5 protein-coding genes, 2 tRNA genes and 2 rRNA genes are annotated in these 14,132 nt (G+C 45.1%); 2 read left to right on the top strand and 7 right to left on the bottom strand.

Annotated features, from left to right (window positions below; all coding sequences use genetic code 11):
• Nucleotides 1-22 precede the first annotated feature (22 nt).
• On the bottom strand, nt 23-1,162 hold the full coding sequence (locus ITG09_01940; GenBank protein ID UPR52433.1) for an alanine--glyoxylate aminotransferase family protein: 1,140 nt from the start codon (nt 1,160-1,162) through the stop codon (nt 23-25).
• A 462-nt stretch (nt 1,163-1,624) separates the two neighbouring features.
• On the opposite strand from ITG09_01940, the gene lysC reads away from it, so the two are divergent.
• Nucleotides 1,625-2,992, top strand: coding sequence for a lysine-sensitive aspartokinase 3 (lysC, locus tag ITG09_01935; GenBank protein ID UPR52432.1), 1,368 nt, complete (start codon nt 1,625-1,627; stop codon nt 2,990-2,992).
• Between the two features lie 115 nt (nt 2,993-3,107).
• Here the strand turns inward: lysC and metH are convergent, their stop codons facing one another.
• Entirely contained in the window at nt 3,108-6,785 is a 3,678-nt protein-coding gene (gene metH / locus ITG09_01930) for a methionine synthase (protein UPR52431.1), read from the bottom strand.
• A gap of 169 nt (nt 6,786-6,954) precedes the next feature.
• Between metH and ITG09_01925 the strand changes: the two genes are divergently transcribed.
• The gene (locus ITG09_01925; protein UPR52430.1) at nt 6,955-8,235 is read left to right on the top strand and encodes a sodium:proton antiporter; all 1,281 of its coding nucleotides are present in this window, start codon (nt 6,955-6,957) and stop codon (nt 8,233-8,235) included.
• A 669-nt stretch (nt 8,236-8,904) separates the two neighbouring features.
• Here the strand turns inward: ITG09_01925 and ITG09_01920 are convergent.
• From ITG09_01920 to ITG09_01900, 5 genes are all read right to left on the bottom strand, one after another.
• Nucleotides 8,905-10,142, bottom strand: a protein-coding gene (locus ITG09_01920) for an IS3 family transposase (protein ID UPR52429.1) whose coding sequence is annotated in 2 segments (ribosomal slippage) — nt 8,905-9,770 and nt 9,770-10,142 — 1,239 coding nt in all. Because the reading frame shifts where the segments join, the coding sequence is not laid out codon by codon here.
• Between the two features lie 356 nt (nt 10,143-10,498).
• Nucleotides 10,499-10,575: transfer RNA gene (locus ITG09_01915), tRNA-Trp, on the bottom strand.
• Nucleotides 10,576-10,635: 60 nt separating this feature from the next.
• Nucleotides 10,636-10,712 (bottom strand) — tRNA-Asp (locus ITG09_01910).
• A gap of 43 nt (nt 10,713-10,755) precedes the next feature.
• A 5S ribosomal RNA gene (gene rrf, locus ITG09_01905) occupies nt 10,756-10,871 on the bottom strand.
• Nucleotides 10,872-11,005: 134 nt separating this feature from the next.
• A 23S ribosomal RNA gene (locus tag ITG09_01900) occupies nt 11,006-13,898 on the bottom strand.
• Between the last annotated feature and the right edge of the window lie 234 nt (nt 13,899-14,132).

Below are 14,132 nucleotides of genomic sequence, written 5' to 3'. Positions count from 1 at the left end.
TTCTTTCGAATTTTACGGTTAATTATTCTAATACATCTTTTAGCGCTTTTAGACACAGTGCGACGTTCTCTTTACGAGCACCATAACCCATCAAACCAATACGCCACGCTTTACCAGCCAGAGACCCAAGCCCAGCGCCAATCTCAAGGTTGTACTCTTCTAAAAGCCGCGTTCTAACTTTAGCTTCATCGATTCCTTCTGGGAAATAAAGCGCATTCAGTTGAGGCAAGCGACTCTCTTCATCAACCACAAATTTTAACCCCAAAGCTTCTACGCCAGCCTTAAGCTCTTGATGCATCGCATAATGACGCGACCAAGCATTATCCAGACCTTCATTTTTCAACAAAACCAGTGACTCATGCAGAGCATAGAGGCTATTCACAGGTGCAGTATGGTGGTAACTACGTTTGCCTTCTCCACTCCAATAACCTAAAACTAAACTTTGATCCAAGAACCAGCTTTGTACGGGAGCTTGGCGGGCTTTCATTTTATCAACAGCACGTTGAGAGAAGGTCACCGGAGATAGCCCTGGCACACAAGACAGACACTTTTGGCTACCCGAATAAACCGCATCAAGCTGCCACTCATCAACCAGCAATGGCACACCACCTAACGAGGTTACTGCATCAACAACCGTCAAGGCATCAAACTGACGAGCAATAGCCGAGATAGCTTGAGCATCAGATAAGGCTCCGGTAGACGTCTCTGCATGCACAAAAGCGACAGCAACAGCATCAGGGTTTTCTGCCAATGCTTTTTCTACCTTTTCAACGGAAACGGGCTTGCCCCACTCGTCATCAACAAGGATCGCTTCACCACCACAACGCACAACATTCTCTCGCATACGCTCACCGAAGACACCGTTACGACAAACGATCACCTTTTCACCTGGTTCAATCAAGTTAACAAAACAGGTCTCCATACCCGCACTACCCGGTGCAGAAACGGCAATCGTAAATTCGTTTTCAGTCTGGAAAGCGTATTTAAGAAGCTGTTTCAGTTCATCCATCATCGCAATAAACAGCGGATCTAGGTGACCTATGGTTGGACGGCTCAAAGCCTGCAGCACTTGAGGCGAGATATCAGAAGGACCAGGTCCCATTAACGTTCGGTGTGGCGGATAAAAGCTCTCGATAGCAGTAGTGAGTGTTAAATTAGACATGTACATCCCTTACGTTAATGTTGTGAACAATCCACCCTAAAGCAAATTGATTACCTCAGCAATTAGCCATAAGTATTGAGGTCAAACCACTGTCACATAATTGTTAAAATTATTTTCCAATTATCTCAAGTTACGGATTGACATTGTTACCACAAAAACGTTCAATGAAACGGCTATCTAGCAGAAGAGGAGCACTGCCCAGGCAGATGTTTTGTGGAACCGCATTTCCAATACAAAACATTTATGGGGAGCAGTGCCGAGATAATAAAAGGATGCAGGACCTTTATTGTCGGTTGAGCGGGCTGAATCCCGTCAACTGTCGCCATTTCTATATGGTGAAGAGCTTCTGAGGTTACTATTCTAATAATTCCTCTCTTTTTGCTCTAAAACTCTCTTCGAAAAACATCGGACGTTGGATTACCCAACCGTAATTTTATTTTAGGAAGTCGTGGGAGATATATCGTGAGTGCATCTAATGTAGCTGGTTCTTTTAATGTCGCTAAGTTTGGTGGTACAAGTGTTGCCAACTTTGAAGCAATGAGCCGTTGTGCTGCCATTATTGAAAACAACTCAAACACGAAACTGGTCGTGAGTAGTGCATGCTCTGGCGTCACTAACTTGCTAGTTGAACTGGCAAACGGTGTTCCAGACAAAGCTCGTCGTCAGGAACTAATGGCGCAATTAGCAGACATTCATAACGCAATTCTTGACCAACTCGCAGACCCAATCAACATCGAAAAAGAAGTTCACAGTATTCTTGATGACATTGCGAGCGCTGCAGAGGCTGCATCATTCCAAACAAGCACTAAGCTGACTGATCACCTTGTCGCCTGTGGCGAGTTGATGTCGACACACATCCTAGCTCAAATCATCTCTGAACGAGGCACTCCTGCTGTTCGCTTTGATATCAGAGATGTGATGCGCACCAATGACGATTTTGGTAAAGCAGAACCTCAACTAGAAGATATTGCCGCTTTAGCAAAAGAGAAATTGATTCCACTGTGCCAGCAACAGGTTGTCGTTACTCAAGGTTTTATCGGTGCAGATAGCGAAGGTAACACCACGACTTTAGGGCGTGGAGGCAGTGATTATTCAGCAGCACTGATTGCTGAATCTGTACAGGCGATTGGTTTAGAAATCTGGACGGATGTTCCGGGTATCTACACCACTGACCCTCGTATTGCACCTAAAGCTTCTCCTATCCCTGAGATCAGCTTTAGTGAAGCATCGGAAATGGCAAACTTTGGTGCGAAGATCTTGCATCCATCGACTCTAGTACCTGCACTACGTCACCAAATCCCGGTATTTGTCGGCTCTTCTAAAGCACCAGAATTAGGTGGTACTTGGATTCGTCAAGAAGTTGAGAGCTCTCCTCTATTTAGAGCGCTTGCCCTACGCTGCAACCAAACTATGGTTACGTTACGTAGCGCTAACATGTTCCATGCTTATGGCTTCTTGGCAAAAGTGTTCGAGATCCTTGCTAAACATAAGATCTCGGTCGATCTTATCACTACCTCAGAGATCAGTGTGTCACTCACTCTCGATCAAACAGACACATCAGGTGGTGCTCCAGAGTTACCCGAAGCCGCTCGCCTTGAGCTTGAAGAGCTATGTTCTGTCGATATTGAACACGACCTATGCCTTGTTGCACTTATTGGTAACAACATGAGTGAAAGCAAAGGCTATGCAAAGCAGGTATTCGGCACTCTAGAAGATTTCAACCTACGCATGATTTGTTACGGAGCAAGCCCACACAACCTATGCTTCTTGCTAGATGAATCTGTGTCTAAGTTAGCGATTCAAAAGCTTCACCAAGAGTTATTTGAATAGAAAGTCCGTTTATCATCGGCAGATAAATAACTAAATCACAGATACAAAAAGGGTTGCTATTAAGCAACCCTTTCTCTTTTCTACTTTACGAATCAAAGCTCGTCATAGATTCAAACTAGTTAATGTTTGGACCTAACCACTTCTCGGCTTCTAACATGTCCCAACCTTTTCGGTCAGCATAGCTATCCACTTGATCTTGTTGAATCTGTGCAATAGCAAAGTATCGGGCATCAGGATGTGAAAAGTACATACCAGATACTGAAGCACCAGGCCACATCGCGTAACTCGTGGTTAGTGACATGTCGATTGCCTTTTCAACGTCCATAAGCTCCCACAACGTGCCTTTCTCTGTATGTTCAGGACAGGCTGGGTAACCCGGAGCAGGACGAATACCTTGGTACTTCTCGCGAATCAAATCATCGTTAGACAAATCCTCATCTGGCGAGTAACCCCAAATGTCCTTTCTCACTTCTTTATGCAGATACTCCGCGAACGCCTCAGCCAAACGGTCCGCAACCGCCTGAATCATGATTGCGTTGTAGTCATCGCCTTTCGCTTTGTATTCATCAGCCAGCTCTCGCTCACCAATACCACCAGTAACCGCAAAGCCACCAATCCAGTCAGCTTTACCGCTGTCTTTTGGAGCAATGTAATCTGACAAGCAGTAGTTAAAACCTTTTGGCTTCTCGGTTTGCTGGCGAAGATTATGCAGAACCTTCAGCACTTCTGTACGAGATTCATCGGTATACACCTCAATATCATCACCAACACTGTTCGCTGGAAACATGGCACACATACCACGCGCTTCAAGCAGCTTCTCTTTCTCTACGCGATCCAGTAAATCATTGGCATCTTTGAATAAACGTTTTGCCTCTTCACCCACTTCTTCATGATCCAAAATAGCTGGGTACTTACCAACCAATGACCATGTCATAAAGAATGGAGTCCAATCGATGTACTGACGCAGAGTAGCTACATCAAAATCATTGAAGATGTGAACTCCCGGTTTAGCGGGTGCCGGTGGAGTATACGCATCCCAATCGATAGCGACTTTATTGGCACGAGCTCCCTCTAGTGTGACCGGCTTGGTGCGCGGCTTCTTACGATTGTGCTGATCTCGAACGCGATCGTAATCGATATCCAACTTCTCAACGAAAGCAGGTTTCAATTCATCAGAGAGTAGTGAGGTACATACACCCACAGCGCGTGAGGCATTATTTACATATACAACTGGCTCAGAGTAGTTCTGTTCAATCTTAACGGCTGTATGCGCTTTGGATGTCGTTGCTCCACCAATCAGAAGAGGCAGTTTGAAGCCTTGTCTCTCCATCTCTTTAGCCACATGAACCATCTCATCCAGTGAAGGAGTGATTAAACCCGAAAGGCCGATGATATCGACGTTCTCTTCCTTAGCGACCTTGAGGATTTTTTCACATGAAACCATCACGCCTAAGTCGATAATTTCGTAGTTATTACACTGTAAGACAACGCCAACAATGTTTTTGCCAATATCGTGAACATCGCCTTTTACGGTCGCAAGTAAGATTTTTCCGTTAGTCGCACCAACGTCTTTGGTTGCATTAATAAATGGTTCTAGATGGGCTACCGCTTGCTTCATAACACGTGCAGATTTCACCACTTGAGGAAGGAACATTTTACCTTCACCAAACAGATCACCAACCACGTTCATACCATCCATTAATGGGCCTTCAATCACCTCAATAGGGCGAGAAGCATTAACGCGAGCTTCTTCGGTATCTTCAACAATAAAGTCAGTAATACCTTTCACTAAAGAGTGTTCTAAACGCTTTTCTACTGGCCAAGTACGCCACTCTAAAGCGGATTTATCTTCAACTTTCCCCACTGCACGCTCTAGATACTCAGTCGCAATATCTAGCAAGCGCTCAGTAGAATCATCTCGACGGTTTAGAACCACATCTTCAACCGCTTCACGCAAATCCTCAGGCACATTATCGTAAATCTCTAATTGCCCAGCATTTACGATACCCATATCCATACCGTTTTTAAAACAGTGATATAGGAATACTGCGTGGATAGCCTCACGAACGTAGTTATTACCTCGGAATGAGAATGAAACATTCGATACACCACCAGAGATCATTGCGTGAGGTAAGTCTCGTTTGATATCGCCTACCGCTTCAATGAAATCGACCGCATAGTTATTATGCTCATCAATACCCGTTGCCACCGCAAAGATGTTCGGGTCAAAAATAATATCTTCAGGTGGGAAGCCCACTTCATCAACCAGAATATTGTAGGCATTGGTACAAATCTCAACTTTACGCTCTCGAGTATCAGCTTGGCCAACTTCATCGAACGCCATGACGATAACGGCTGCACCATATCGGCGAACCAGTTTCGCTTGTTCGACAAACTTCTCTTTCCCTTCCTTCAATGAGATAGAGTTAACGATGCCTTTACCCTGAATACATTTCAGACCCGCTTCAATAACTTCCCATTTTGAAGAGTCGACCATGACTGGCACTTTCGAGATCTCAGGCTCAGACGCACATAGATTAAGGAATTTAACCATACACGCCTCAGCGTCTAGCATCCCTTCATCCATGTTGATATCGATAATTTGAGCGCCATTCTCAACTTGCTCTCGAGCAACACTCAAAGCTTCATCATAGAGTTCTTCTTTGATAAGGCGCTTAAATCGAGCAGAGCCGGTAACGTTAGTACGCTCACCTACGTTCACAAACAGAGATTCTTTGGCGATCGTCAACGGCTCTAACCCCGAAAGACGGCAAGATACTGGCAAGTCGGGTAATTGGCGCGGCATTACACCGTCAACAGCCGCGGCCATCTGACGAATATGTTCTGGTGTCGTACCACAACAGCCACCAATTAAGTTCAAGAAGCCACTTTCAGCCCATTCTTTAACATGTTCAGCCATATCTTCGGGAGAAAGGTCATACTCGCCAAACGCATTAGGTAAACCAGCGTTAGGGTGAGCAGACACATAGCTTTCTGAGATACGAGACATCTCACCAACGTACTCACGCAATTCATCTGGCCCGAGTGCACAGTTCAATCCAAACGAAATAGGTTTAACATGACGAAGGGCGTTATAGAATGCCTCAGTAGTCTGTCCTGAAAGCGTACGGCCTGATGCATCAGTTATGGTGCCTGAGATCATGACTGGCAATTTAATACCAATTTCTTCAAAAACTGATTCAACAGCAAAAGCACATGCTTTCGCGTTTAGCGTATCAAAGATGGTTTCGATAAGAATAAGATCTGAGCCACCCTTGATAAGAGCACGAGTAGACTCAGAGTAAGCTTCAACCAATTCGTCAAAGCTAACATTACGGTAGCCTGGATCATTAACATCTGGGGATATAGAGCACGTTCGGTTTGTTGGGCCTAACACCCCTGCCACAAAGCGAGGTTTATCCGGAGTCTTTGCTGTCCACTCATCAGCAGCTTCACGAGCTAGCTTGGCAGCAGCAAAGTTAATTTCTTCGCTAAGGCTTTCCATATCGTAATCGGCCATAGCAATGGTTGTAGCATTAAAGGTATTGGTTTCGAGGATGTCGGCCCCAGCTTCCAAATATTCAGTATGGATATCTTTGATAAGCTTAGGCTGTGTAAGAACTAAAAGGTCATTGTTGCCCTTTAAGTCACGATGCCAATTAGCAAAACGTTCACCGCGGTAGTCTTGCTCTTCCAATTTATAGTCCTGAATCATAGTGCCCATGCCACCATCGATCAGTAAAATTCTTTGCTTCAACAGAACTTCAATCTTTTGCCTTACATTGCTTCCCACAGTACAACCTCATTCCTTTAATTATCCCTCCATCCTATCACACATTAAAAAGGAGTCTAGACGTCTAAAAAAGGAAATTGATTACCGAGTCATGACAAAAAAATGTTTGCTATTTGAGCATGAGACAACGAAAATTCATATTCATACTTTGTTACATATTGGAATGCCAATGTCGGTCTATTACACCCTATGCTTCTTGTCCGCTGCTGCCATGCTTATTGCTTTCGTGAATACCAAAATTGGTAAGATGCAGACAACCATCGCCATCACCGCTGGTTCAATGATGCTATCTCTATTGATTATCATTGCGGGACAAAATAATTGGTTCCAATTGGCAGACATTGCCTCAGAGACCGTTGCCAGTATCAATTTTGAAGATTTCCTTCTAAAAGGGATATTAGGATTCTTACTATTTGCAGGCGGGTTGGGAATTAAATTACCAAACCTAAAAGACCAAAAGTGGGAAATAACAGTACTCGCATTAGGGGCAACGCTATTTTCAACATTCTTTATTGGTTTTGTGCTCTATGGGTTCTGTCAGTTCATCGGTATTCAATTTGATCTAATTTACTGCTTACTCTTTGGTTCTCTAATCTCCCCGACCGATCCAATTGCCGTGTTAGCCATCGTAAAGAAACTCGATGCTCCCAGACGAATCTCAACTCAAATCGAGGGAGAGTCTCTATTCAACGATGGTTTTGGCTTAGTTATCTTCGTTACCCTATTTACCATTGCGTTCGGTACAGAAGCACCGACTGTAGGTAGCGTGACTATGTTATTCATCCAAGAGGCGATTGGCGGTATCGTCTATGGCTTTGCTTTGGGGTTGATATTCCACTATCTAATCAGCAACACCGACGACCACTCGATGGAACTGCTATTAACCATCGGTATCCCAACTGCTGGTTATGCCTTTGCTGAAGTTCTACATGTATCAGGCCCATTGGCGATGGTAGTTTCAGGAATCATGATTGGTAACTGGACTCGATTTATCGGATTCTCAAAAGAGAGTGAGGATCATCTAGACCACTTCTGGGAATTGATAGATGAATTCTTGAATGGTGTATTGTTCTTACTAATCGGTATGTCAATGTTGCTATTCAAATTCCACCAAGAAGACTGGATCTTAATGGCTTTCGCTGTTCCTCTAGTACTAAGCGCTCGCTACCTAAGTGTCTTCTTGTCTTATATCGGGTTTAAGCGCTTTAGAACTTACAACCCATGGTCTATAAAAATTCTAACTTGGGGTGGTTTACGTGGCGGCTTAGCACTCGCTATGGCACTTTCCATACCTTCTGGTATTTGGGTAATTGAAGAGAAGCTCATCGACGTAAAAGAGGTCATCCTCGTTATGACCTATGCGGTAGTTGTATTCTCGATTTTAGTACAAGGCTCGACAATTACTCCTATGATCGAAAAAGCAAAGCAAGCAGAGAAAGAGCTAGATTAACATCTCATAATATTAAACTAGGCTGCCTAATTTAGGTGGCCTTTTTTGTATCCTCTAGAAATTGGACACGTCAAATATTCCACAATCAAAAGCATCTATGTGGGCTAAATTCTAGATTGAGCTGAGACCAAAGGAAGGAAAAGGAAATTTAATAACGATCCCGAAGACTCGTGAAAAAACGATCTTAGCTCTATTCTAGTCCTTATTAGAGACAAGTAATGCAAAGAGCCCATTCGTCTGTAGCACTATTAGGCACCCCCACCAAATCGACCTTCAGTTGTATAAGTATAAATTGGATAGGCTTTACCATTTAATCTTGAAACAAAAGTAATGAGACTAAGAACCTAGCAGCAGTAACTTTAGCCATTATCGGAAGCTGCGGTATTAAATGAGTGTTGAGCAGAAAGACTCTATTTTTCAACTAAGTCTAAAAACGGAAGGTTACAACAAATAGGTTTCCAGAGGTGCGAGTGGATAGGAATAGCTAAAGTAACAAAAATAAAAAGGCTATAGCATTTCTACCGGACACACTAAGTATGGCAAGGGTCGACTGAGCCAGGACTCCGGAGATTCGATCGGGCTGGCGAGCCTTGGGAGACGCCTAGTTCTCCCAACATTGCTTCATAGAAGCAACATGTCTCGTCCTAAAATACGTTGACAGTATTTCTACTAAGCCAATAGCGCCAGCTGTTGGCTTTTTTCATGCACCTCATTTGGAGTTTTCATCCTAAGGCTAAGGTGCGGCCTCATGTTGTTATAGGTACTTATAGACTCTTTTACTAGTTGTTTAAGCTCTCCGAGGTTTCTACACTTATCAAGTAAGAACTCTTGTTTCAGTATTCCATTTACTCTCTCTGCTAATGCATTTTGGTAGCAGTCATAACCGTCTGTCATCGAGGGGATTATGCCGCTACTTTTCAACTTATCTTGATAAACACCTGAGCAGTACTGGAGACCACGATCAGAGTGATGGATACACGAACAATGATATTGACGTCCCTTAACAGCCATATCTAGCGCTTTCACAACATCCGTCGCCTTCATTTCGTTGCTCAGCTCGTAGCCCATAATTTTCCGACTAAACGCATCAGTTACCAATGAGAGATAGTGAACTCCTTCATCTGATTGGACATAGGTTATATCACTCACCAACACACTCTCTGGACTACATGGTTGGTAATCCTTTAATAAGTTCGGGTGTTTCTTCATCCAATGTCTACTGTTGGTCGTTTTTGTAAAACTACGTTTAGGTCTTACCAATAATCGTTCATCTCTTAAGTATTTGAAAAGCGCATCTCGACCTAGCTTTATACCCTGTGCTTGCAACTTTGGCTTTAGTAAAAAGTAGAGTTTTCTAGTACCTACCCGAGGCATATAACGTCTAATATCCAACACCATTTGTTTGATGGGTTTAAGTTCCAACTGGCGATTAACAGCTCGCTTTTCTCGTTGATAAACGCTTTGTCTCGTTATCCCGCATAGCTTACATACTCGAACTAAACTTAGTCCTTCCTGCTTTTGAAGGCTTCTTGCTCCTTGGCTAGATACTTTTTTCTGAGACTGGTTCCGTGCTCAGCATCAAGAATATCAACTACTCTATTTAAAAAGAGATTCTTGATTTTTTCGTCTTCTAACTCTTTCTCAAGACGTTTTATTTTCTGTGCAGGTGATTCTTCAGGTTTAGGTGATTTGTGCATGGCATTGATCCTTGGATTTTGCGCCCAATTCATCTTACCGTGCTTTCGAAGCCAGGTTAAAACGGTTGAGCGGCCTTGGATACCATAAATGGTTTGGGCTTGTTTATATGTCATATCGCCTCTTTCTACAGCGGCGACGACCTGTAATTTAAAGCCTAGTGTGTAATCACGCTGAGTGCGCTTAACGTAGGTATTATTTGAAGTAGTCATAATTCGTCCTCAATGTGTAAACACATTTCAGGACGGGACAACAGACGTAAAAAAGCCCCAGCATTTCTGCTGAGGCTTCGTATATGGCAGGGGTGGAGAGATTCGAACTCCCAACACGCGCTGTTTTGGTAAGTCGGGGAATCCGCTGCTCTGCTAATGGTGTATTATATTTGATTCAGAAAATAAAAAGGCTCTAGCATTTCTGCTAGAGCCTTAAATATGGCAGGGGTGGAGAGATTCGAACTCCCAACACGCGCTGTTTTGGTAAGTCGGGGAATCCGCTGCTCTGCTAATGGTGTATTATATTTGATTCAGAAAATAAAAAGGCTCTAGCATTTCTGCTAGAGCCTTAAATATGGCAGGGGTGGAGAGATTCGAACTCCCAACACGCGGATTTGGAATCCGCTGCTCTGCCAATTGGAGCTACACCCCTAAAACTTTATCTTACTTCAGATTCGAAAAAACCTCGCACTAGGCGAGGTTATCGAATAAGTGGCGGAGTGGACGGGACTCGAACCCGCGACCCCCGGCGTGACAGGCCGGTATTCTAACCAACTGAACTACCACTCCGCAGTGGAATACTTGTCGTCGCTGACAAGTGTTCAAATTTAAAGCCTGGCGATGTCCTACTCTCACATGGGGAAGCCCCACACTACCATCGGCGCTATTGTGTTTCACTTCTGAGTTCGGCATGGAATCAGGTGGGTCCACAATGCTATGGTCGCCAAGCAAATTTTGCTTTTACTTTCAGTTTTTTAAAAACTGAAGGCAAAATAATCTGGAAAACTGTATTTAAAAGTATTTCTCTTCAAACTCATTCAAGGTCTGGTACATCTGAGTCCACAAAACCCCTTGGGTGTTGTATGGTTAAGCCTCACGGGCAATTAGTACAGGTTAGCTCAATGCCTCGCAGCACTTACACACCCTGCCTATCAACGTCGTAGTCTACGACAACCCTTTAGGACACTTATAGTGCCAGGGAAAACTCATCTCAAGGCTCGCTTCCCGCTTAGATGCTTTCAGCGGTTATCGATTCCGAACTTAGCTACCGGGCAATGCCATTGGCATGACAACCCGAACACCAGAGGTTCGTCCACTCCGGTCCTCTCGTACTAGGAGCAGCCCCTTTCAATTTTCCAACGCCCACGGCAGATAGGGACCGAACTGTCTCACGACGTTCTAAACCCAGCTCGCGTACCACTTTAAATGGCGAACAGCCATACCCTTGGGACCGACTTCAGCCCCAGGATGTGATGAGCCGACATCGAGGTGCCAAACACCGCCGTCGATATGAACTCTTGGGCGGTATCAGCCTGTTATCCCCGGAGTACCTTTTATCCGTTGAGCGATGGCCCTTCCATTCAGAACCACCGGATCACTATGACCTGCTTTCGCACCTGCTCGAATTGTCATTCTCGCAGTCAAGCGGGCTTATGCCATTGCACTAACCACACGATGTCCAACCGTGTTTAGCCCACCTTCGTGCTCCTCCGTTACTCTTTGGGAGGAGACCGCCCCAGTCAAACTACCCACCAGGCACTGTCCGTAATCCCGATTCAGGGACCAACGTTAGAACATCAAAACTACAAGGGTGGTATTTCAAGGACGACTCCACCACATCTAGCGACGCGGTTTCATAGTCTCCCACCTATCCTACACATGTAGGTTCAATGTTCAGTGCCAAGCTGTAGTAAAGGTTCACGGGGTCTTTCCGTCTAGCCGCGGGTACACTGCATCTTCACAGCGATTTCAATTTCACTGAGTCTCGGGTGGAGACAGCGTGGCCATCATTACGCCATTCGTGCAGGTCGGAACTTACCCGACAAGGAATTTCGCTACCTTAGGACCGTTATAGTTACGGCCGCCGTTTACCGGGGCTTCGATCAAGAGCTTCGACCGAAGTCTAACCCCATCAATTAACCTTCCGGCACCGGGCAGGCGTCACACCGTATACGTCATCTTACGATTTTGCACAGTGCTGTGTTTTTAATAAACAGTTGCAGCCACCTGGTATCTGCGACTCTCGTCTGCTCCATCCGCAAGGGACTTCACTGATAAGAGCGTACCTTCTCCCGAAGTTACGGTACCATTTTGCCTAGTTCCTTCACCCGAGTTCTCTCAAGCGCCTTGGTATTCTCTACCCGACCACCTGTGTCGGTTTGGGGTACGATTCCTTACAATCTGAAGCTTAGAGGCTTTTCCTGGAAGCATGGCATCAATGACTTCACTACCGTAGTAGCTCGACATCGTATCTCAGCGTTAAGAAAGTCCGGATTTACCTAAACTTTCCGCCTACATACTTGAACCTGGACAACCGTCGCCAGGCCCACCTAGCCTTCTCCGTCCCCCCATCGCAATTGTAAGAAGTACGGGAATATTAACCCGTTTCCCATCGACTACGCCTTTCGGCCTCGCCTTAGGAGTCGACTTACCCTGCCCCGATTAACGTTGGACAGGAACCCTTGGTCTTCCGGCGAGGGAGTTTTTCACTCCCTTTATCGTTACTCATGTCAGCATTCGCACTTCTGATACCTCCAGCAGCCCTTACAGACCACCTTCAACGGCTTACAGAACGCTCCCCTACCCCACATACCCTAAGGTACGTAGCCGCAGCTTCGGTGTATAGCTTAGCCCCGTTACATCTTCCGCGCAGGCCGACTCGACCAGTGAGCTATTACGCTTTCTTTAAATGATGGCTGCTTCTAAGCCAACATCCTGGCTGTCTGAGCCTTCCCACATCGTTTCCCACTTAGCTATACTTTGGGACCTTAGCTGGCGGTCTGGGTTGTTTCCCTCTCCACGACGGACGTTAGCACCCGCCGTGTGTCTCCCGGATAGTACTTACTGGTATTCGGAGTTTGCAAAGGGTTGGTAAGTCGGGATGACCCCCTAGCCTTAACAGTGCTCTACCCCCAGTAGTATTCGTCCGAGGCGCTACCTAAATAGCTTTCGGGGAGAACCAGCTATCTCCAGGTTTGATTGGCCTTTCACCCCTAGCCACAAGTCATCCGCTAATTTTTCAACATTAGTCGGTTCGGTCCTCCAGTTGATGTTACTCAACCTTCAACCTGCCCATGGCTAGATCACCTGGTTTCGGGTCTAATCCTAGCAACTGTACGCCCAGTTAAGACTCGGTTTCCCTACGGCTCCCCTAAACGGTTAACCTTGCTACTAAAATTAAGTCGCTGACCCATTATACAAAAGGTACGCAGTCACACCACGAAGGTGCTCCTACTGCTTGTACGTACACGGTTTCAGGTTCTATTTCACTCCCCTCACAGGGGTTCTTTTCGCCTTTCCCTCACGGTACTGGTTCACTATCGGTCAGTCAGTAGTATTTAGCCTTGGAGGATGGTCCCCCCATATTCAGACAGGATATCACGTGTCCCGCCCTACTCGTTTTCACTGATTATGAGATGTCGATTACGGGGCTATCACCCTTTATTGCGGCACTTTCCAGAGCCTTCATCTGTCTCATTAAAAGCTTAAGGGCTAATCCAATTTCGCTCGCCGCTACTTTCGGAATCTCGGTTGATTTCTCTTCCTCGGGGTACTTAGATGTTTCAGTTCCCCCGGTTTGCCTCCTGTTGCTATGTATTCACAACAGGATACTTGCTTATGCAAGTGGGTTTCCCCATTCAGGAATCCCAGACTCAAAAGGTTATTACTACCTAATCTGGGCTTATCGCAAGTTATTACGCCTTTCATCGCCTCTGACTGCCAAGGCATCCACCGTGTACGCTTAGTCACTTAACCATACAACCCGAAAGGGTTTCTATTTGCTTTCACTTTCCTTTTTATTTTCACTTTTAAAAAGTGAAGACAAACAGGAGTGAAGACAAATAAGCGTATGGCAACTAACCAAGGTTTTTGGTTGTCATCAAGAAGGGTTAATTCTTGATAACTGTTTGCCGGACTCAATTGTGAATCAATGTAAACATTGATTCGAATACAAGACACTTGAATGTGTTTGTTGTGTTTATCTAATGA

It is taken from the genome of Vibrio cyclitrophicus (assembly GCA_023206055.1).
In the GTDB taxonomy this organism is placed as follows: Bacteria; Pseudomonadota; Gammaproteobacteria; order Enterobacterales; family Vibrionaceae; genus Vibrio; species Vibrio cyclitrophicus_A.
This window is presented reverse-complemented; position numbering and strand designations above follow the sequence as displayed.